This is a genomic window from Rhodococcus sp. Leaf278 (genome assembly GCF_001426085.1).
Lineage (GTDB): Bacteria > Actinomycetota > Actinomycetes > Mycobacteriales > Mycobacteriaceae > Rhodococcoides.
The window spans coordinates 91,208-112,335 of record NZ_LMRR01000008.1 but is presented as its reverse complement, the minus strand read 5'-3'; the positions used below and the strand labels follow the sequence as shown (position 1 = coordinate 112,335).

The following is a 21,128-nucleotide window of genomic DNA, read 5'->3' as shown; positions in this document are numbered from 1 at the left end:
CCGATCAGGCCATCTGGCTCTGGGGTTGCACCGATGTCTGCGACTTCGCGGCGCTGATCTCGAGGCCGATCTGATCGGCCAGGAATGCGGCATCCCGGGCCACCGAGGCGAAACGTCCCGAACCCCACGTGTGCTGCCAGGGCAGGCCCAGGAAATACAGGCCGGGAACGGATGTAACGCCGCGGTTGTGCGTCGGGTGGCCCTCGCCGTCGAAAGCCCCCACCTTCAGCCAGCGGTAATCGGTACGGAAGCCCACCGACCAGACGACCGCCGTGATATCGGTGGTAGCGAGATTCAGTTCGGTGGTCTCGGCCTCGGGACGCCACACCGGTACGTAGCGCTCCTCGGTGGGCGCGCTGATGCCCTCGCGCTCGATGTAAGCGTCGATGTTGTCCTTGATGCTTTCGGCAACACGGTCCGCAGCATCGAGGGACGCCTCGAGCGTGGGCGCGAACTGCAACACGCCGTCCTCGACTCCGAGCAAGCGACCGTAGAGCCGCATCCCTTCGGTGGCGAATGCACGCAGGTCGATGTCTCGACCACCGTCACGTCCGGTGACGTAGTGGTTCGTGTTCTCGCGTTTGCCGACGCCACCGGGTTGATCTTCGATGGAGACATCGTAGACGCCCATGTCGTGCAGCCAGGCGACACAGTCGCGGCCGCGGTAGAAACGCGCGACACGGGGAGCGGTGCCGGCGACCAGGTGAACGCGGCGTCCGTCGAGGTGCAGATCCTCCGCAATCTGCGCGCCGGACTGGCCGGTGCCGACGACCAGTACGTCTCCGTCGGGGAACTGATGCGACCCGCGGTATTCGGAGGAGTGGATCTGGACGATGTCACGGGGCAACTTCTCGGCGAATCGCGGGATAGTGGGGATGTGGTAGCCACCGACCGCCACGACGATCTGGTCGGCATGCATCGCTCCGGCAGAGGTCTGCAGATCGAAGCCACCCGCCGCTGATTGCAAGGCCTGATTCACCGAAACATGCTCTCGCACCGGTGCATCGAAGCTCTCGGCGTAACGGCGCACAAAGGCGTACACCTCGTCGCGCTGCATGAATCCGTCGGGATCGTCACCGTCGTACGAGTATCCGGGAAGTGCGCACTGCCAGTTCGGCGTCACCAGAGTGAAGTTGTCCCAGCGGGAGTCCTTCCACTCGTGCGCGATCGTATCGCGCTCCAACACAACATGTGCGATGCCGCGTTGCGTCAGATGCCAACTGATCGAGAGGCCCGCTTGCCCGCCGCCGATGACGATCACGGAGTGGTGTTCTACTGCACTGTGATTATCGGTCATAGCAATTCAGCCCCCGACATACTCAGTACGCGAACGGCACCGACCTGATACGAGGCACTGACACCGTGAATCTCTTCCATCTGTTGTGCGGCCGACGTGCACCGCATACCGAACTTCGCGAGAACTCGGTCACTCGCCACCGTCAGCGCCTCGGATGTGCGCTCGACGAACTCCGCGACCGGGTACTCCGCACCGGGCGTCAGATAGTCGTGCATCACCAGTGAGGGTGAATAGCAGGACTGTTCGCGTCCGTCGGGCCAGCGAACGACAAACGACATCTCAGGCATGGACCGGCTCCTTGGTGATGGTCCGGTAGACCGACGGCCGGCGATCACGCAGGTTGTACATTCCGCCGCCACGCGCCGCGCCGATGAGCGCATCGACGTCGACGGTAGCTGTGGCCAGGCCCGGCTCGACGCCGGTTCCGGCGAGAATCTCCCCACCGGGCCCGACGATCTTGGCGCTGCAGACGAATCGTAAGGATCCGAAGGTGCCGGCCTGATTTGCTGCGACCCAGATGATCTGGTTCTCGAGGGCACGGGCGCGATCGTAGATGTCGAATCGCTGCTTCCACCGATCCTCTTCCATGTTCTCCACGGTCGCGGTACGTGCCGTCGGCCATGCGGATATGGACGCGACGATCTCGGCACCGTCGAGGGCGAGTTCGCGGGCCGCCTCGGGGAAACCCTTGTCGTAGCAGATCTGCATGCCCATTCGGCCGACCGGAGTATCGAAGGCCGAGTAGCTGTCTCCCGCGTCGTAGCAGAGGTTTTCACCGAGCGGCTGGTGGACCTTGCGGTACGAGCCGAGGATTCCGCTGCCGTCGACCGTCACTGCCGCGTTGTAGCGGGTGTCGCCGTCCTTCTCGCAGAAGCCGAAGGTGACGACGGTGTCGCCCGCCATGTCGATGACCCGCCTGATCTCGGGTCCGTCGAGTTCGAGGGCCGGAGGCAGTGCTTTCAGTCGACGCTGTCGCGATTCCTCGGTCTCGTCGCCTCCACCGAGGCTCGGCAGGTAGCCGCCGAGGCAGGCTTCGGGAAGGACGAGCAGTTGACTGCCACGATTACGCGCTTCCTCGAGCAATGCGGCGATGGTGGCGTAGCCCTGTTCCATGTCGCGGCCGAATTCGGCAGCGGCGACGGAAATGGTGACGTTGTTCATGCTTCTCCCAATCCGGTCACGGTGGACGTGACCGCGCGAGTGGTGATTCCGTCGGGCCATCGCAACGCGACGCCCGGAATACCGGTAAGCTCTCCGCAGACTGCGGACAGTGCAGGTCCGGACGGTGCAACAAGTGCACCGGGACGGTCCGCGGTGATCATCGCGAACCCAGGAAAACACGTGATCCACTCGCCCATCGACGCAGTGCCGGGCTTCGGGATCGAGGAGATGTCCAGTACTGCACCGGTTCCGCTTGCCTCGGCCAGCATCCCGGTAGTGCCGGCCAGGCCGGCCATCGAGACGTCCTTGGCTGCTTTGGGTGCGGTGCGGGCGACGAACGACGCCATTGCCGTCAGCTCTTCGGTGTTGCGTCGCGAGGACGAATCCCATTGCTGACCGGAGTATCCGCGTCGCCATTCGCCTTCGATATCGGCGGTGAGCGTCAGCCGGTCGCCGACGTTGCCACCGCCGGCCCGCACCGGGCTCGCAGTGCGCCCCAGAGCAGTGACCGACAGCGAGGACGGCACCCCGGCCTGTGTATGGCCACCGAGTACCGGGACTTGCCATGCCGCAGAAGCATTGGCGAGTCCGCGAATGATACGAGTCAACCGGGACTGTGTGGGGGCACCGACGGAATCGAGCATCCCGACGGCACGCGCTCCCATGGCAGACAGGTCGTTCAAATTCACCAGGGCCGCGCACCACCCCGCCCATTCCGGGTCGCGATCGACCATCGACGGAATGATTGCATCGCAGGCCGCGATCATGTCGCTGCCCGGTACCGGTACCCCGTCGTCGCCTCGAAAGCCTTTGGCCCCGAGCCCGAGTGGCTGCGCCTTCAGCGGTGCGAGGACGCCGGCGAGCATGGCTTTGGTCGACGACACCAGCCGTTCGATGCGGTCGATGGGCCAGTACATGGCCACATGTGGGGTACCGGCCACCTCGACGTCGCCGCGTCTGATCCACCCGAGACCGGTGAACAACTTCTCGTTGCGCTTCTGCACGGTTGCATCGAAACGAAGTACGCCCCGGCTTTCGGCATGCGCACAGGCTGCGCGAACCAGTGCAGGACCGACGCCGGAGGTGCGCGCCGAAGCGGCCACCACCAGACGACCACCGGCCCACCAGCCCAGATCCGTTGCAGTACAGGGAGCAAGACGCACTCCCCCGAGCACGGTGCCGTCTCGATCGGTGGCGATCAGAACGACAGTGCGATGGTCGTCGTCGATGTCGTCGCGATCGGTGCCGGAGAACAGGCCCTGTTCGGCGACGAACGTTTCCCTGCGTAGCACTCGGTACGAGCTCAGTTGCGCCGGGCTGTCGCACGGTTGGACCATGAACTCGGGCTCCACGACAGTGGTTGCAGCGCCAGACAATCCGGCAAGATCCTGCGCGTTCACCCTGTACATCTCAGCCTCCCGCATTCTGCAGGACGCTGCACGCACCGCATGCCGCGCAGCCTGCCTTCTGATCGGAGCCGAGCATCGCTGCTGCCTGGAGTTCCTTGGCGACGCGTCGGGTGACGCTTTCCAGTACGTTTGGGCTGGGGGCCGTCGCACGATCGACATCCACTGCCAAGGTTCCGGCAAGTGGACGGAACGGAACGACGAAGGGATACACGCCCATCTCGATGAGTTCCGCAGCACCGGAAACCAACTCGTCCGGATCCTCACCGAGGCCGACCAGAATGTAGGTCGAGACCTGGTTGCGACCGAAGATCCGGACTGCCTCTCTCCAGGCCGCGCGGTACTCGTCCATCGATACCGACGCCTTGCCCGGCATCCACCGGCGTCGAACCTCGTCGTCGAGAGATTCGACGTGGATGCCGATGGATTCGGCTCCGGCGTCGTACAGATCCTGAATCGTCTGCAGATCACCCGGAGGTTCGCACTGCACCTGAATCGGCAGGTCAGGAACCACGGCCTTGATGGCGCGCACACATCGGGCCAGATGACGGGCACCGCGATCCTTCGCGGCCGAAGTGCCTGTCGTCATGACCATTTGGGTAACGCCGTCGAGCCGTACCGCCGCCTCCGCCACCTCGGCCAGTTGCGCCGGGGTCTTCACGGCGATGGTGTCGCCGGCCTCGAGCGAGGCCTCGATGGAGCAGAAGCGGCAGCGTTGATCAGCGTCGTAACGGATGCAGGTCTGCACCACGGTCGTCGCGAGAACGCTGGAACCGTGGAGCTTCGCTATCTTCTCGTAGCCGATTCCGTCGGCGGTGGCGAGGTCGTAGAACTTCGGACGGTCGACGGCCTGAACATCGAGACCGATGTCGTTGCCGTCGAACAACACTCGCCCTTCTTCGAGCACGTACGGGCTGAGCGGGTTGCGGGGGATGGCTGCGCCGAGGCCATCGATGGTGACATGCCCGTCGTCGCTCGGCCCGGCGCCTGCCGTTCTCGAGACCGGCGTGGATCCTCGGATTCCGAGCAACGCCAGATCTACACGCGTACTGACCGACATGACGAACTCCTAGACCATGTAGGTCGAGTTGATGATGGCACCCTTGCGCGCGTAGTGGATCAGCGCGTCCTGCACGTCGAGGGGGTGGGCCGGAATGACACCTTCGATGAGGTCCTCTTCACGACCGCCGTGCAGAGCCAGCCCGAAGCGGCAGCAGAACACGGTGCCACCTTCGGCGATGAACGTCGCAAGGGAGTCGTTGATGTTCTGCTCGCCCGGGAATCCGGAGTCACCGGTGGTCGGGAAGCCGCGGGTGGCAAGACAATTGATGGCCCCGGGGCCGTAGAAGTACATGGCCGACTCGAAGCCCTTACGCAGGGCACGTGTCGCCTGGAGTACCGCGACGAACGAGACCGAGGATTCGTGGGCGATACCATGCACCAGCGTGAAGTAGCTTTCACCGTTCTCGGCCTTGTAGTCGGGGAAGATCTTGGTGGAGCCGTAGATGTTGCTGCCCTTGGGAAGTGAAGGGTGCGGGATCTCTTCGAGGGACTTCTTGATGTTCTCGGCGATGGACTGGTCGAGTTCTGACACTGGTGTCTCCTGAGGTTCGCAGAGCGGGCTGGATGCGGTGGGCGTCTATGGCCACCTGAGGAAGAGAGGTCATGTCCGGCGAGAGAGCAGATCCTCTTCGGCCATGGAACAAGTACAAGCCCCATCCATTTCCGGTTGGTCACGCTCGGAACAACGCCGTGTTTCGAGGGCCTCACAGTGTTGACGTGGTGTTACGCGGCTACTGTGAAGGCCGGTCCACCCATCCATTGCGAGCAGGACGAGGAACACGATGATCGGCGCCGTCACCGGCTTGTTGTACGCGTTGTCCCTGGTAGTGGGCATCTGGGTGCTCGTGAAGCTCGCCACGAACCGACCCGTTCTGTTGAAGAACAAGTCGGATCGAGCCCTGTTCTGGACCATCGCCGCCACCGAGGCCGTCGTGGCCCTGCAGGCCGTCATCGGCTTCGTCATGATGTTCACCTCGGATCGGGAAATACACCGGTTGACGTTCGGCTCGTATCTCGTCGGACTGCTGTTCCTGCTTCCTTTGGGAACGTGGTGGTCCCTGGGCGACCGTTCCCGCGGCGGCACAGCGGTACTGCTCGTCGCCGTCCTCACCCTCGCAGCCATGGTGCTGCGCCTGAGCCAGATTTGGGCCGGATATGCCTGACAACCTCCAGCAAGCGACGCGCACCGGCTTCGGGCGCTTCCTCATCGCCGTCTACGCGGTGTTCGCCGTCGCCGCCACATCACGCTCGATCGTGCAGCTCACCACCCGATTCGACAACGCCCCGGTGGCGTATCTCCTGTCGGCCTTCGCTGCGGTGGTCTACATCATCGCGACGGTGGGACTGGCAAGGGCAACCGAAGCATCCCGACGCGTGGTGACGGTGTCCTGCATCATCGAACTCGTCGGAGTCATCGGCATCGGCATCCTCAGCTACATCCAGCCCCAGGACTTCCCGGAGCCGACGGTGTGGTCGCACTTCGGATCCGGCTACGTCTTCATCCCGGTGGTGCTCCCCATCGCAGGACTGTGGTGGTTGCGAAGGACTCGACAGCAGTAAGCGTGACCGTCGATTGATCACTTGTTCTCTTCCATAGCAGCGCGCGACCCAAGCTCGCGGAGCGTGCAGTGCGACGGCGAGCTGACGCACTCGAAGACCACCAACGGTCCACAGACCTCGAAACCCGGCTCGGTGCTTCCGCGGGACACCTCGGCTTCGACGTTGCTATTGATCTCTACTGCGACGCCACTATGCGTCTCCGAGGTCGACTTCCGTTACACCCCGACGGGGCCTGAAACGCTGTGCCAAGAGCCCTACCACAGGCCACCGACAGGCCTGCCCTCCTGAATCCTTATGCAGGGCAATAGTTTTCGATTCCACTATCATTGTGTATCGAACACGCGTTCGATACACTTGGTCCATGACAACGGAGATCTGGCAACTGAGCGAGGCGCAACTCCTCGCCGACGCTGCTGATGTCTCCCACCACATCCAGTTGATGGAAGCCCGACGGATCGCCCTCGTCGCCGAAATCGACACCCGCGTCAGCCGCGAGAAACTCGGCTTCCCCGGACCCGCCGGCTGGCTGACCTCCACCACCCTGCTCTCCCCCGGCACAGCCACCAAGATCGTCGCCCTCGCCCGCGGACTGAAGAACTTCCCCGACATCGCCGACGCCGTCAACACCGGCGTGACGTCCGTCGACCACGCCGCCCTGATCCTCACCTTCGCCGAAACACCACCGAAAAACCTCCCCCAAGAAGGCCAGGACCTCGCCCGAGCAGCACTGCTGACCGCCGCCACCGGACCCGACGCCCGCACCGGACCACTACGCGCAGCGATCACCAAACTCCACGACACCTACGGCGACAAGAAACCACCCGACGACACCGACCGCAACGAACTCTTCGCCTCCACCACCCTCAACGGACGCCTCGTGGCGAAGATGGACTTCGACGCCATCACCGGAGAAAAATTCCTCACCGCCCTCTCACCGTTGACCGAACCCCACCCCGCCGCCGACGGCACCCCCGACGAACGCAGCCCCGCCAAACGCCGCGCCGACGCCTTCGCACACATCCTCGACCGCTACCTCGCCTCCAGCAACCGCCCCACCGAAGGCGGAGAAAAGCCGCACGTCAACCTCCACATCACCCTCCGCGACCTCACCAACCTGCGCAGCACCATGAACACCGACACCGACAGCGACACGGACTCGAACTACGAGAACAGCAGCACCGCAACAGAACCCGACAATGCACGAGAAAGCCGAAGTGGTAGCGGCGACGGGTGCGACAGTGCTACCGGCCCGTCAGCCGACCGTGGCGCGTATCGGGATCTGTTCGGTGACGGCACTACCGTCGGGTGGCTGCCGTGGATGGGACCGCTCTCCCGTGAGACGTCCCGCCAACTGGCCTGCGACTGCATCCTGACCGCGATCGTCATGGACGAGAACGGTTCCCCGATCAACCTCGCTCGCACCGCTCGTACCGTGAACGCGAAACAGAAACGCGCCCTCACCGCCCGCGATCACGGCTGCGCGTTCCCCGGCTGCGGCAAACCCGCCGCCTGGACCGAAGGCCACCACATCTGGCATTGGACCGACGGCGGACCCACCGACATGAACAACCTCGTCCTACTGTGCGGATTCCACCACCGACTCATCCACCACAGCGACTGGGAAGTGTTCATCGGTACCGACAACCACCCCTGGTTCATCCCACCGGCCACCGTCGACCCCTACCGACAACCCCGACAATCCCACGCCCGCGCCGGCCCCCACATCGCCTGAGCACACATAAAAACAAGCCAGCCCCGCACCGAGAACACGGTGCGGGGCTGGAAGAGATTGTCGTGCAACTACTTCAGCAAGAGATAACTCACTTCAACGCCGCCAGGTTCGCAACGGATTTCTTGACATCGGTGTCGAGAGCCCGTGCCACCACCGATCCCACCGGACCGAAGAGCACACCCCCACCGAATTTCGCGTCGAGCGTCAGCTCCGAACCGCCCTCGGCCTCACGCACGTGGACGGTGAGCGAGATTCTTACTCCGCCCTTGCCGCGGCCGGACATCTCGATCAGCTTGGGCTCTTCGTATTGCGTGAAGGTCCATTTGATCGTGTTCTTGAAGCCTTTGACCTTTACCAGCGACTCCACTTCGGTGCCCTTGCCGACCTTCTTGGGTGGTGGGCTGCACCACCCGCCGTGGATGGTCATCCACTCGTCGAACCGGTCGAGCGCGGAAGCCTTGTCCCACGCGCCCTGCGGACTCTCGGGCATCTGTACCGAGACACTGATCGTCGCCATAGGATCGAGCCTGTCACAACTTGCTCGCAGGTTCAGACGGCGACCACTAACCTGAGACGATGGCCACGCTCGAGATCGAAGGCCGGAAGGTCTCCGTCACCAACCTCGACAAGGTGCTGTTCCCCGAAACCGGCACCACCAAGGGCGACATCATCGAGTACTACGTCGCCGTTGCGCATGCGATGTTGCCGCACCTCGTCGGCCGTGCCGTCACTCGCAAACGTTGGCCGAACGGCGTCGACCAGTCGTCGTTCTTCGAGAAGAACCTCGCCGCGTCTGCACCCGACTGGCTCGATCGCCGGTCGATGCAGCATTCCGATCGCGTTGTCACCTATCCGCTCTTCTCCAACGCAGCAGATCTGGCGTGGCTGGGCCAACAGGCAGCCATCGAAGCACATGTGCCGCAGTGGCGATTCGACGGCACCGAGCCCGGCCCCGCCACCCGCATGGTCTTCGATCTCGATCCCGGTGACGATGTCGACCTCGCCCGTTGCGCCGAAGTCGCCTGCGAGATAAGAGATCTGATCGGCGAGATCGGCATGACGGCATATCCCGTCACCAGTGGAAGTAAGGGCATTCACCTGTACGTTCCGCTCGAGAAGCCGTTGTCGACGTCGGGCGCGTCCACCGTCGCCAAACGTGTTGCCACACTTCTCGAAGAGCGCTCACCGGATCGGGTGACCGCCACCATGGCCAAGGCGAAGCGCACCGGCCGAGTGTTCGTCGACTGGAGCCAGAACAACGGCAAGAAGACGACGGTCGCCCCGTATTCGCTCCGGGGACGAACACTTCCCACAGTTGCGGCACCGCGCACTTGGGAGGAGCTCGAATCCTCGGGACTGCAACAACTTCGGTTCGAGGAAGTCCTCGAGCGACTGACCGACACCGGCGACTACCTCGCCGACCTGGATCCCGCACTGGATGCAAACGAAAGACGATCCGAAAGCGGCACCAGCACAGACAAACTGGCCAAATACCGCAGCATGCGAAGCGCGGATCGGACACCCGAGCCGGTGCCCGCGACCGCCGAGCCGCAGGGAAACAACGACACCTTCGTCATCCAAGAGCATCATGCCCGACGCCTGCACTACGACTTCCGACTCGAACACGACGGCGTCCTGGTCTCGTGGGCCGTCCCCAAGAACATCCCGGACGACCCGAAACAGAACCGGCTAGCGGTTCACACCGAGGACCATCCACTCGAGTACGCGACGTTCTCCGGTCGGATACCGAAGGGCGAGTACGGCGGCGGCGACGTCACTATCTGGGACAGCGGAACGTACGAACTCGAGAAGTGGCGCGACGACGAAGTCATAGTCGTCCTGAATGGATCGAAGGCTCGAGGCAGGTTCGCTCTGATTCGCACCAAGGGCGATCAATGGCTGATGCATCTGATGAAGGACGCACCCGACACCAGCGCGACGACCGAAGATGCGGCCAGCGACAATCCCCCACCCAAGAACATCTCGCCGATGCTCGCCACCGCCGGCGACATCCTGAATCTGGACGACGACGAGTGGTCGTTCGAGGGCAAGTGGGACGGGTTCCGCATCGTCGCAGAACTCATGCACGGGTCCATGACGCTCCGCACCCGCAGCGGTAACGACTACACCGAGCAGTTCGGTGCGCTCCAGTCTCTGGCGGACGACCTTGCCGACCACGACGCCGTCCTCGACGGCGAGGTGGTGGTGTTCGACGACAACGGCATCAGCAGCTTCGAGATGCTGCAGAACGCGAACCGTGACGACATTCGATTCATCGCCTTCGACCTGCTCTACCTCGACGGCACCTCACTGCTGCGCAAGAAGTACTCCGATCGACGGCGGCTGCTCGAACTCCTCACCACCGGACTCGACTCGGTGCTGGTGCCCCCGCGACTGATCGGCTCCGCCGAAGAAGCCATTGCCGAAAGCCGAGAACGCGGGTGGGAAGGCGTCGTCGCCAAGCGAACCGACTCCGTCTATCAACCCGGCAAGCGCGCCCACACGTGGATCAAACACAAGAACTGGCGGACGCAGGAAGTCGTGATCGGTGGGTGGCGTCGGGGCCAAGGTCGTCGCGCGGGCGGATTCGGCTCGTTGTTGATGGGAATCCCCGACGGGAAACGCCTTCGCTACGTGGGTCGCGTCGGCACTGGGTTCGACGACCGTGCACTCGACACTCTTGCGGCCCTTCTCGCGCCTCTCGAAAGTTCGGAGAGTCCGTTCTCCTCGGTGCTGCCCACCGCCGACAGGAAGGGTGCGGTGTGGGTGGAACCGACTCTCGTCGGCGAAGTCCGGTTCTACGAAGCCACCGAATCAGGGCACCTACGACATCCGAGTTGGCGCGGGTTGCGTCCGGACAAGGCACCGAATGACGTAATTCTCGAGTAGTGCTACATCCGCGCGGCACAGCTTCTCCCACGTTTCCAGAAAACCGGCACCGAGACCGTTCTTCTGTTGCCATAGAATCGCTGAGTGCGTACCGTTCGTTCTATCGTTTCCGGGGGGAGCGTAACGCGTCACGCTTTGTCAGCTATATCGATTTGCGGGCCGGCTCTTCGGGAGCTTGCCGGGTCATCGGAGCGCACGACGTTCTGATTCAGGCACGGAGGGGATTACTACATGCGGGTTTTCAAATTGGCCGGCGCTGCCACTATAACGGCTGTGGCCGTGTTGTGTTCATCGCTCGTCGGTGCAGGTCAGGCCGCGGCCGACCCGCTGATGCCGACCCCGATCGCGGACGGATTCGCATCGGCGCCAGCCGATCTCGAGGCGCTGCAACCGGGCGACGTGATCTCCAGCCGGCCGATGCCCCCACCGCCCGGATTCTTCGACATCGACGTATGGCAGCTCAAGTTCCGCTCGACCGATTCGGCGGGTGATCCCATTGCGGCGATCAACACCGTGATGGTCCCGCGCAACAAAGCGCCGAACGGACCCTTGCTTTCTTACCAACACATCATCAATGCGCTCGGCCTCGAATGTGCACCTTCACAAGCACTCTGGTCGAACGACCCCAATTTGGCGATCCGCGAGGCTCCCGCCCTCAACGCTGTACTGCAGCGCGGTTGGACTGTCGCCATCGCCGATCACCTCGGACCCAGAAGCGCCTACGGTGCCGCCAAGCTCGGCGGACAGATCGTGCTCGACAGCATTCGCGCGACGCAGCGCTTCGATCCCATCCAGGTTCAGCAGAGCCCGGTCGCGTTGGCCGGCTACTCCGGTGGCGGTATGGCGACAGCATGGGCCGCGGCACTCCAGAACGACTATGCACCCGAGCTGAACATCGTCGGCAGTGCCAACGGCGGCGCTCCGATGAACCTCGAGCGCATGGCCCGCGATCTCGGCTTCGCCCCGCACCCCATGTTCGGCTTGGCGTTCGCGGCCGCTCTCGGAATCGAACGCGAATACCCCACCCGCATCCCGATCAGCTCTCAGCTCAACCCGGTGGGTAAGGAGATCGAGAGCAAGATCCAGAACGGGTGCACCAACGACATCATCGCCGCGGGCGCGGGCAAGAGTGCCATGGAGGTCGCCGGCACACTGGACCTGATCAACAGTCCGGAAATGATCGCCGCCGTCAACGAGAACAGTGTCGAGCTGTACCCGGGCGTGCCGAAGGCACCGTACTTCGAGTGGCACAGCCCCTCCGATGCACTGATTCCGGTCAGCGCCATCGACAACACGATTGCCCGCTACTGCCGCGCCGGAGTATTGGTGACCGAGTTGAAGGTGCCGAGCAACGATCACCTGACCGCAGCGGTACTCGGCCTGCCGCAGGCGCTCGAGTGGATCGATCAGCGATTCGCAGGAGTACCCGCCACGACCAACTGCTGATCGCGCAGTCCGACCCGGGCACGTGACCGAAGGCCCATAGGGTCGGTTAGGCTAACCTCGCTAAGTTTCCATGCGAGGAGATCACATGAAGAAGTCAGTACAGCTCGTCGCCGCCGGTGCCTCAGTTCTGGCACTGGCGGTCGGCTGTTCGTCGGACAATACGACCGCCACATCCGATGGTTCCGGAAGCGACGCGGGCTTCCCCGTCACCATCGAGCACAAGTTCGGTGAGACGGTCGTCGACGCCGAGCCCACCCGCGTGGTGACCATCGGGTTCAACGAGCAGGACTTCGCGCTCGCGCTGGGAGTCAAGCCCGTCGCGACGCGAGGCAACCTGAGCTACGACTACCGCCAGCGCCCGTGGGCCCAGGAGGCGCTCGGCGGCACCGAGATTCCCGAGGTCGGCAGCACCGACCTCAACCTCGAACAGATCGCCGCGCAGGCACCCGATCTGATCCTCGGGCCGTACTCGTTCATCGATCAGGGCCAGTACGACCAGCTTTCGGGAATGGCGCCCACGATCGCCGACATCGGCGGCTACGACAATGTGCCCGCAGCAACCTGGCAAGAGGAGTTCGCGGTCGTCGGCGAAGCCCTCGGCAAGAGTCAGGAAGCGCAGGACCAGACGGCCGCGCTCGAGCAGAAGTTCGCCACCACCGAGTCCGACAACCCCCAGTTCACCGGCAAGTCACTGTCTCTCGCGTTCGTCATGGACGACGGCAGCTACCTGCTGCTCGGCAAGGATGACATCCGCGCCCTGTTCTTCACCGACCTCGGCTTCGAGATTCCCGACGCTTCCGAGACCATCAGTCCCGAGAACCTCGGGCGTCTCGACACCGACGTGCTCGTCATCGCCGGCCAGAGCCGCGAGCAGCTCCAGACGAACCCACTGATCGCGGCCCTCGACGTCGTGAAGCAGGATCGAACCGTCTACATCGGCTCGTTCAGCACCGATCTGCCCTCGGCTCTCGGCTATTCGAGCCCGTTGTCACTGGACTACGCGATCGACGGATTCACCCCGATGCTCGCCGCGGCAACCGACGACGACCCGTCCACCGTGGTGCCGGCACCCTGAGAGGTCTGATCCGACCTGCCCGACTGTGCGAACTGCGTCCGATGCAGCTCCTCGTAGCGGCCTCCCGCCGCGAGGAGCTCGTCGTGCGTGCCTCGCTCCGCGATTCGCCCGTCCTCGATCACCAGGATCACGTCTGCTGCCCTGATGGTCGACAATCGGTGCGCGATCACCACCGAGGTTTTCCCTTCCAACGCCTCGGCCAACGCCGCCTGCACCGCGGCCTCGGACGTGGAATCGAGTGACGCCGTGGCCTCGTCGAGAATGACGACCCGTGGCTGCGCGATCAGCAACCGCGCAATTGTCAGGCGCTGACGCTCACCACCGGAGAGCCGATATCCACGTTCCCCGACGACCGTGTCCAGGCCGTCGGGCAGGGATCGCACGAGATCCGCGAGCCTGGCCCTGAATAGGGCATCCCACACTTCGTCGTCGGTCGCACCGGGTCTCGGCAATACCAGGTTGGACCGGATGCTCTCGTGGAACAGGTGACCGTCCTGGGTCACCATTCCGACTGTGCCGCGGACGGATTCGGCCGTCAGATCGCGCACGTCTATACCGCCGAGCCGGACGGCACCGCCGTCGACGTCGTACAGACGAGCGATCATCTGCGCAATCGTGGACTTGCCGGCACCGGAGGACCCGACCAGCGCCACCATCTGACCCGGCTCGGCGCGGAACGATACACCGTGCAGAACCTGTTCTCCGCCGCGCGAATCCAAGGTCGCCACCTCTTCCAGCGAGGCAAGCGAGACCTTGTCCGCCGAGGGGTACGCGAACCGAACATCGTCGAGTTCGACGGCCACCGGACCCGCAGGCAGAGTCTTGGCATCGGGCTTGTCGGTGATGAGCGGAACAAGATCGAGCACTTCGAAAACCCGCTCGAAACTCACCAGAGCGCTCATCACCTCCACGCGAGCGCTCGCCAACGCGGTCAGTGGCGAATAGAGCCGCGCAAGCAGAAGCGACAGTGCCACAACCGAACCCGGATCGAGAGACCCCCGGAGGGCATAGAAGCCGCCCAAGCCGTACACCACGGCCAGAGCAAGCGCCGAGACCAGAGTCAGCGCCGTCACGAAGACTGTTTGCACCATGGCACTGCGGACGCCGATATCGCGTACACGTCGGGCGCGTACCGCGAACTCGACCGATTCCTGCTCGGGATGACCGAACAGCTTGACCAGCGTCGCCCCGGGAGCCGAGAAGCGCTCGGTCATCTGTGTGCTCATCGCCGAATTGTGTGCGGCCGCTTCACGTTGCAACCGTGCGAGGCGTCGGCCCATCCGGCGAGCGGGAAGCACGAACACCGGCAGCAGAATCAACGCGAGAAGCGTGATCTGCCAGGATATTCCGATCATCACCACCAGGGTCAGCGCCAACGTCACCAGGTTGCTGACGACTCCCGAGAGCGTGGTGCTGAAGGCACGCTGCGCTCCGATCACGTCGTTGTTCAGCCGACTCACCAGCGCACCGGTACGCGTTCGCGTGAAGAAGGCGATCGGCATGCGCTGGACATGGTCGAACACCGCGGTCCGCAGATCCAGGATCAAGCTTTCGCCGATGTTCGCCGAGAGCCACCGATTGATCAGACCGACCACGGCGTCCACCAGAGCGATCGCCGCGATCGCGATTGCCAGCAGCACCACCACGCGCAGCTCTCGTCCGTCGACAATGGCGTTCACCACCCGGCCGGCCAGTACCGGCGTGGCCACCGCGAGCACGGCGGAGGCCACGCTGAGCACCAGGAACCCGCCGAGAGCGCGGCGATGCGGTGCCGCGAACGTCAGAATCCTGCGGGCCGTCTCCTTCGAGAACGACGACCGAGTATCGGGCCTGTTCATCGACCGATACATCTGGTTCCAGGCGGTCATCTCCATGCTCATGTCTTCACCCTCATATGTTCGCCCTCATGTCGTCGCCCTCATATCGTCAACGTAGAACCTCGACATAGCTCGAGGTCAAGCCCGGGTGCCCTTACCAGGACTGGGCGTGCAGCCGGCCCCGAGTCGCACTCGGGGCCGGCCACGGGTAGTGCAGTCTCACGCCGCCGCGGCTGCTGACGCGGGCTCCAGCGCGAGCGCCAGGATGTCGGCGACATCGGTCATCGGACGGACGTCCAACGCTTCCAGCACTTCTGCGGGCACATCGTCCAGATCGGGTTCGTTGCGCGCCGGGATGAACACCGTCTTCAGCCCCGCTCGTTGCGCAGCGAGCAACTTCTGCTTCACCCCGCCGATCGGCAGCACCCGGCCGTTCAACGTGACCTCACCGGTCATGCCGACGTCCGATCGCACCGGCCGTCCGGTGGCCATCGACACCAGCGCCGTCACCATGGTCACGCCCGCCGACGGACCGTCCTTCGGCACCGCGCCCGCCGGAACGTGCACGTGGATGCTGCGATCGAGCGATTCGGGTGTGACACCGAATTGTGCTGCGTGCGAGCGCACGTACGACAACGCGATCTGCGCAGATTCCTTCATCACGTCGCCCAGCTGACCGGTGAGCTTCAACCCGGGATCGCCGTCCGTCGAGGCCGCCTCGATGAACAGCACATCACCGCCGAGTCCAGTGACCGCCAGACCCGTTGCCACACCGGGCACTTCGGTCCGCTCGTGTGCCTCGGGGGTGAAGCGAGGACGACCAAGGTAGGTCACCAGATCCGGCTCGTCGATATGCAGCACGTCGGCGGTACCCACGAGTTTCGTAGCCACCTTGCGTAGGGCCTTTGCCAACAAACGCTCCAGTTGTCGCACGCCGGGCTCGCGGGTGTAGTCGGCAGCGATCTTCCGCAGTGCGGCGTCGGTCACCGTCACCTCCTCGGACGTGACCGCAGCCCTGTCCATCTGACGGGGAAGCAGATAGTTCCGGGCGATGACGACCTTGTCGTCCTCGGTGTATCCGTCGATGGTCACCAGTTCCATACGATCGAGCAACGGGCCGGGAATCTGGTCGATCACGTTGGCCGTGGCGAGGAACACCACGTCGGACAGGTCGAGATCGAGGTCGAGGTAGTGATCACGGAACGTGTGGTTCTGCGCCGGGTCCAGCACCTCGAGCAGAGCGGCACTGGGGTCACCGCGGTAATCGGATCCGACCTTGTCGATCTCGTCCAGTAACACAACGGGATTCATCGACCCTGCCTCGCCGATGGCCCGCACGATTCGGCCCGGCAGTGCGCCCACATAGGTGCGGCGGTGCCCACGGATCTCGGCCTCGTCTCGAACGCCACCGAGAGCGACGCGCACGAAGGTGCGGCCGAGCGCGCGTGCAACGGACTCGCCCAACGAGGTCTTACCCACCCCGGGTGGGCCCGCGAGCACCATCACTGCACCGGATCCGCGTCCGCCGACCGACTGCAGACCTCGTTCGGAGCGGCGCGCACGGACGGCCAGGTACTCCACGATCCGATCCTTCACATCGTCGAGTCCGTGGTGATCCGCGTCGAGAACTGCACGGGCAGAATCGATATCGGTGTTGTCGGTCGTGGTGTTGCTCCACGGTAGGTCGAGCACGGTGTCGAGCCAGGTTCGAATCCAGCCAGATTCCGGACTTTGATCACTGGCACGCTCCAACTTGCCGACCTCGCGCAGGGCCTGTTCGCGCACCTTCTCGGGCAGGTCGGCAGCCTCGACGCGGCCTCGGTAGTCGTCGGCACCGTCGGGCTCGTCCTCGCCGAGTTCCTTGCGAATGGCAGCCAATTGCTGGCGGAGCAAGAACTCCTTCTGAGTCTTCTCCATGCCTTCGCGGACATCACCGGAGATCTTGTCGTTCACCTCGACCTCGGCGAGATGGGCCTTGGTCCAGTCGATGAGCGACGTCAATCGAGTTGCAACGTCGGGGGTTTCGAGAAGGTCGCGCTTCTGAACGTCGGTGAGGTACGACGCATAACCCGCGGTATCGGCGATCGCGCTCGGATCGGTGAGCTTGTTGACCGAGTCGATCACCTGCCAGGCGTCCCGGCGTTGCAGCATCGCGACGACCAGCTGCTTGTATTCCGCCGCAAGGGCTTTGAGTTCATCACTCACGGCTATGTCTGCGACGGTCTCGGCCTCCACCCACAGGGCAGCGCCGGGGCCGCTGACCCCATGGCCAATGTGTGCGCGACGCGTGGCCTTGATGACGGCGGCCGGACGACCGTCGGCCAGTCGGCCCATCTGCACGATGGTGGCGAGGACGCCGTACGCGGCATAGCGGTCTTCGAGACGGGGAGCAACCAGCAGCGTGCCGTCGTTGCTTGCCTTCGCTGCGTCGACGGCGGCGCGTGCGGCCTCGTCGAGTTCGACGGGCACCACCATTCCGGGCAGGACTATGGGATCGGTCAGGAACAGTACGGGGACTCGAACGGTTTCGGTCACTTCTCCTCCAAAGATTGAGCTATCCGGACTCAACTTCGAAAGCAGTAGTGATGTTCCCGCCGCTGGCCAGTGTTCTCCGTGGGCAGAACACCGGCCGCCGGGAGGACTACTTGAGCGAGCTGACCAGCTTTTCCGCGAGCGGCCGCGTCGAGGCCGGGTTCTGTCCGGTGTAGAGGTTCCGGTCGACGACCACGTGCGGCGACCACGCATCGGCGTTCTCGAACTTGGCACCGTTCTCGCGCAGCCGGGTCTCGAGGAGCCACGGGGCCTTGTCGGCAAGCCCGGCCTGGGTCTCTTCCTCGTCGGTGAAACCGGTGAGCTCGTACCCGTCGAAGGCCCAGGATCCATCGGAGCGCACGGCGGGCAGCAGGGCGGCGGGCGCGTGGCACACCGCGGAGACCACCTTGTTCGCGTCGAGGAAGTCGACCACGAGCGCGCCGAAGCTTGTCGATACGGCGAGATCCTCCATCGGGCCGTGGCCGCCGGGGACGAACACGACGTCGAAGTCCGAGGCCTTCTGATCCTCCAGCACGGCGGGCGAGGACAGGATCGACTCGATCGACGCGAGGTAGCTCTTCTGATCCGCGACCTTCTGCTCGTCACCGCCGTTGGCGTCGACTGCCAGGCTGCCCTCGTCGACGACCGGTGCCTTGCCGCCCGGCGTGGCCACGGTTATGTCCCATCCTGCGTCCACGAAGGTGCGGTGAGATTCGACGAGCTCTTCGGCCCAGTACCCGGTGGGATGCTTGCTTCCGTCGTTCAGGGTCCAGTGGTCGGCAGCGGTTACAGCGAACAGCAATGTAGTCATGGGCCGGGAATGCCACCAAGACCCGCTATCGAAACACGAGTTGGATCACTATTCGCTGATCGAACCGATCACCACGACGGCATCGAACGTCTCGGATTGGCTGGTACTGGCCACGAATCCTGCCTCCGAAAATGCCTGCATTGTCGAATTTGCCAGTAGCGCACTGGTTTCGATGAGCAAACTGCCATGCGGAGCCAGCCACAGATGGGCCTGCGCTGCAACCCGGCGATGGAGATGAGCACCGTCCACACCGCCGTCGAGCGCGATGTGCGGCTCGTGGAGTCGCGCCTCCCTCGGCATCAGCGCGATTTCGCCCGTCGGGACATACGGGGCGTTGACGACTATCGCGTCGAATCTGTGGTGCAGTTCCTGCGGCAGCGCGTCGAACAGGTCGCCGCGGTACACGGTGCCTCCGACGGCATCGAGGTTGCGTTCGGCGCACTCCACCGCCGCAGCGTCGACATCGGCCGCATGCAACTCGATGACGCCAGGGACCGACAGCCCGATCGCGCCGGACCCACAACACAGGTCGAGAAGCACCGAAGGGTGCAGTGCTGCAGCACATTCGACGAGGAACTCGGTGCGGCGACGGGGAACGAACACGCCCGGTTCGACGGCGATGCGTCGACCACAGAACCACACCCACCCGACGACGTGCTCCAGCGGTTCACCGGCGATGCGACGCCTCAGCATTTCTACGAGCTCTCCCGGGTTCGAGGCGGACTCGACGAGGACCTCGGCTTCCTCCTCGGCGAACACACACCCGGCAGCGCGCAACGCGGACACCACCTCGTCGAACCCTGGTTCCACCGCGGACGACCTCCTGGATTGCTGTGCGCCCAGCTCCCCGTTGAAATACTGTAGCGCGGTATGTGGCAGGAGAGGAGAGGTCGATGAACTGGGATTCCACAGTCCGTCGAATATGCCTGACGCTGCCCGAGACGTACGAAGAGCAAGCCTGGGTCGGTACCCGCTGGCGGATACGCGGTCGGACGTTCGCCCACCTGCTCGAGATTCGCGACGGTGGTCCGCCGGCGTTCGCGAAGGCCGCAGGTACCGACGGCCCGGCCACCGTCCTCGTTTTCCGTTCCCGCGGAACAGAACTCGACGCATTGTCGAATCGACACGGCTTCTTCGCTCCAGGTTGGGGTCCGGAGATCATCGGCATGAAACTCGACGCCTCCGTGGACCGCGTCGAACTCGGCGAGCTGATCACCGAGAGCTACTGCACCAGGGCACCGAAGAAACTGATCGCGCTTCTCGATCCACCCGAGTGAATCTCGTTTGACCCGGCCTTGCGTCGAGGGACAGAGTGGACGTATGCATGCGCCCGAGAACTTGCTGGCCGATTGCGGCAGTTGTTTCGGGCTCTGTTGCGTCGCATTACCCTTCTCGAAGTCGTCGGATTTCGCAATGGACAAGGCCGCCGGGGAGCCGTGCCGCAACCTCCTCGAGGATTCGCGTTGCGGCATTCACTCGTCGCTCCGGGAGAAGGGTTTTCCCGGGTGCACGGTCTACGACTGCTTCGGTGCGGGCCAGAAAGTGTCGCAGTCGACGTTCGAGGGACGGGACTGGCGGCAGCAGCCGTCGAACGCGTCGGAGATGTTCGCGGTTTTCCCGGTGATGCGTGATCTGCACGAACTGCTCTGGTATCTGGCGGATGCGCGTAGCCGACAGTCGACCGGCAGCCTGCATACCCGGCTCACCAGCGAGTACGACGAACTGGATGCGCTCACGTCGGCGACTCCCGACATCCTGATGTCGGTCGACGTCTCCGCCATGCGCTCACGAATCAACGAAGTACTGCTGGACGCAAGCGATCTGGTGCGCGCCGAGGTATCGGGCAAGAAGCCGAACTACCGTGGAAGCGACCTGATCGGCGCAAAGCTGGCCGATGCCGATCTGCGCGGCGCGAGCTTACGCGGCACGTATCTCATCGGAGCCGACCTACGCAGAGCCGACCTGCGGCTCGCCGATGTGATCGGCGCGGACCTTCGGGGTGCCGACCTCAGTGGCGCAGACCTGCGCGGCAGCATCTATGCCACCCAGTTCCAGATCGATGCGGCACGGGGTGATCGAGCAACTCGACTGCCCCGATCCCTGACCCGTCCGAGTCACTGGGACGGACCCTCAGCCGAGTGATCTACCGGTCTGCTCGAGTGCTGCCTGGACGACCGCGAGCGCCTTCGGGCCTACCCCGTGCAGTGTTCTCAACTCTGCCGCCGACACACCTGCGAGGTCGTCGAGACACCGATAACCGGCCGCACGGAACGCCCGGGACGCAGGATTTCCGGTCCCCTTCGGAAAGTCCGGATGTTCGTCGGATTCTGCTGTGCTCAC

20 protein-coding genes are annotated in these 21,128 nt (G+C 64.0%); 8 read left to right on the top strand and 12 right to left on the bottom strand.

Annotation, left to right across the window (positions count from 1 at the left end; translation table 11 throughout):
• Positions 1-4: 4 nt before the first annotated feature.
• The 6 genes from ASG84_RS10015 to ASG84_RS09990 are packed head-to-tail and all read right to left on the bottom strand — an operon-like array spanning position 5 to position 5,458.
• The gene (locus tag ASG84_RS10015; RefSeq protein ID WP_057476871.1) at positions 5-1,297 is read right to left on the bottom strand and encodes an MSMEG_0569 family flavin-dependent oxidoreductase; all 1,293 of its coding nucleotides are present in this window, start codon (positions 1,295-1,297) and stop codon (positions 5-7) included.
• Entirely contained in the window at positions 1,294-1,584 is a 291-nt protein-coding gene (locus ASG84_RS10010) for an MSMEG_0570 family nitrogen starvation response protein (RefSeq protein WP_057476870.1), read from the bottom strand. The genes ASG84_RS10015 and ASG84_RS10010 overlap by 4 nt, the downstream gene beginning before the upstream one ends.
• Positions 1,577-2,458, bottom strand: coding sequence for a carbon-nitrogen hydrolase family protein (locus tag ASG84_RS10005; RefSeq protein ID WP_057476869.1), 882 nt, complete (start codon positions 2,456-2,458; stop codon positions 1,577-1,579). Before ASG84_RS10005 ends, ASG84_RS10010 begins: the two co-directional genes overlap by 8 nt.
• Positions 2,455-3,867 (bottom strand): MSMEG_0567/sll0787 family protein, encoded by a 1,413-nt coding sequence (locus ASG84_RS10000; RefSeq protein WP_082520907.1) that lies wholly within the window; start codon positions 3,865-3,867, stop codon positions 2,455-2,457. Before ASG84_RS10000 ends, ASG84_RS10005 begins: the two co-directional genes overlap by 4 nt.
• 1 nt (position 3,868) lies before the next feature.
• Positions 3,869-4,924, bottom strand: a complete 1,056-nt coding sequence (locus ASG84_RS09995) for an MSMEG_0568 family radical SAM protein (protein ID WP_057476868.1) — start codon at positions 4,922-4,924, stop codon at positions 3,869-3,871.
• Between the two features lie 9 nt (positions 4,925-4,933).
• Entirely contained in the window at positions 4,934-5,458 is a 525-nt protein-coding gene (locus tag ASG84_RS09990) for an MSMEG_0572/Sll0783 family nitrogen starvation response protein (protein WP_057476867.1), read from the bottom strand.
• 250 nt (positions 5,459-5,708) lie between these two features.
• Here ASG84_RS09990 and ASG84_RS09985 point away from each other — a divergent pair, with 250 nt between their 5' ends.
• The 3 genes from ASG84_RS09985 (at position 5,709) to ASG84_RS09975 (ending at position 8,218) form a co-directional block, all read left to right on the top strand.
• A complete protein-coding gene (locus ASG84_RS09985) occupies positions 5,709-6,089 on the top strand; it encodes a hypothetical protein (RefSeq protein ID WP_057476866.1) in 381 nt (126 codons plus the stop codon).
• The gene (locus ASG84_RS09980; RefSeq protein ID WP_057476865.1) at positions 6,082-6,486 is read left to right on the top strand and encodes a hypothetical protein; all 405 of its coding nucleotides are present in this window, start codon (positions 6,082-6,084) and stop codon (positions 6,484-6,486) included. Before ASG84_RS09985 ends, ASG84_RS09980 begins: the two co-directional genes overlap by 8 nt.
• A gap of 361 nt (positions 6,487-6,847) precedes the next feature.
• Positions 6,848-8,218: an HNH endonuclease signature motif containing protein gene (locus ASG84_RS09975; protein ID WP_057476864.1), complete on the top strand. Its 1,371-nt coding sequence runs from the start codon at positions 6,848-6,850 to the stop codon at positions 8,216-8,218.
• 88 nt (positions 8,219-8,306) lie between these two features.
• Here ASG84_RS09975 and ASG84_RS09970 read toward each other — a convergent pair whose 3' ends face one another.
• Positions 8,307-8,735 (bottom strand): type II toxin-antitoxin system Rv0910 family toxin, encoded by a 429-nt coding sequence (locus ASG84_RS09970; RefSeq protein ID WP_057476863.1) that lies wholly within the window; start codon positions 8,733-8,735, stop codon positions 8,307-8,309.
• A gap of 59 nt (positions 8,736-8,794) precedes the next feature.
• Here ASG84_RS09970 and ASG84_RS09965 point away from each other — a divergent pair, with 59 nt between their 5' ends.
• The 3 genes from ASG84_RS09965 to ASG84_RS09955 all read left to right on the top strand — a co-directional run bounded on the left by ASG84_RS09965 (position 8,795) and on the right by ASG84_RS09955 (position 13,628).
• On the top strand, positions 8,795-11,107 hold the full coding sequence (locus ASG84_RS09965) for an ATP-dependent DNA ligase (protein ID WP_057476862.1): 2,313 nt from the start codon (positions 8,795-8,797) through the stop codon (positions 11,105-11,107).
• A gap of 231 nt (positions 11,108-11,338) precedes the next feature.
• Positions 11,339-12,553, top strand: a complete 1,215-nt coding sequence (locus ASG84_RS09960; RefSeq protein ID WP_057476861.1) for a lipase family protein — start codon at positions 11,339-11,341, stop codon at positions 12,551-12,553.
• Between the two features lie 85 nt (positions 12,554-12,638).
• Positions 12,639-13,628: an iron-siderophore ABC transporter substrate-binding protein gene (locus ASG84_RS09955; protein WP_057476921.1), complete on the top strand. Its 990-nt coding sequence runs from the start codon at positions 12,639-12,641 to the stop codon at positions 13,626-13,628.
• Here the strand turns inward: ASG84_RS09955 and ASG84_RS09950 are convergent.
• The 4 genes from ASG84_RS09950 to ASG84_RS09935 all read right to left on the bottom strand — a co-directional run bounded on the left by ASG84_RS09950 (position 13,550) and on the right by ASG84_RS09935 (position 19,598).
• Positions 13,550-15,508, bottom strand: a complete 1,959-nt coding sequence (locus tag ASG84_RS09950; protein WP_057476860.1) for an ABC transporter ATP-binding protein — start codon at positions 15,506-15,508, stop codon at positions 13,550-13,552. The genes ASG84_RS09955 and ASG84_RS09950 overlap by 79 nt on opposite strands.
• Positions 15,509-15,664: 156 nt before the next feature.
• Positions 15,665-17,980, bottom strand: coding sequence for an endopeptidase La (gene lon, locus ASG84_RS09945; RefSeq protein ID WP_057476859.1), 2,316 nt, complete (start codon positions 17,978-17,980; stop codon positions 15,665-15,667).
• A gap of 106 nt (positions 17,981-18,086) precedes the next feature.
• The gene (locus ASG84_RS09940) at positions 18,087-18,788 is read right to left on the bottom strand and encodes a type 1 glutamine amidotransferase domain-containing protein (protein WP_057476858.1); all 702 of its coding nucleotides are present in this window, start codon (positions 18,786-18,788) and stop codon (positions 18,087-18,089) included.
• Positions 18,789-18,836: 48 nt separating this feature from the next.
• Positions 18,837-19,598, bottom strand: coding sequence for a putative protein N(5)-glutamine methyltransferase (locus tag ASG84_RS09935; protein WP_057476857.1), 762 nt, complete (start codon positions 19,596-19,598; stop codon positions 18,837-18,839).
• Positions 19,599-19,681: 83 nt separating this feature from the next.
• Here ASG84_RS09935 and ASG84_RS09930 point away from each other — a divergent pair, with 83 nt between their 5' ends.
• Together ASG84_RS09930 and ASG84_RS09925 are read left to right on the top strand one after the other, a co-directional pair.
• Positions 19,682-20,065, top strand: coding sequence for an MmcQ/YjbR family DNA-binding protein (locus tag ASG84_RS09930; protein WP_057476920.1), 384 nt, complete (start codon positions 19,682-19,684; stop codon positions 20,063-20,065).
• A 43-nt stretch (positions 20,066-20,108) separates the two neighbouring features.
• Positions 20,109-20,930, top strand: a complete 822-nt coding sequence (locus tag ASG84_RS09925) for a pentapeptide repeat-containing protein (protein ID WP_057476856.1) — start codon at positions 20,109-20,111, stop codon at positions 20,928-20,930.
• On the opposite strand, the gene ASG84_RS09920 is transcribed toward ASG84_RS09925, so the two are convergent.
• Positions 20,919-21,128, bottom strand: coding sequence for a hypothetical protein (locus ASG84_RS09920; RefSeq protein WP_057476855.1), 210 nt, complete (start codon positions 21,126-21,128; stop codon positions 20,919-20,921). The two genes, ASG84_RS09925 and ASG84_RS09920, sit on opposite strands and share 12 nt — an antisense overlap.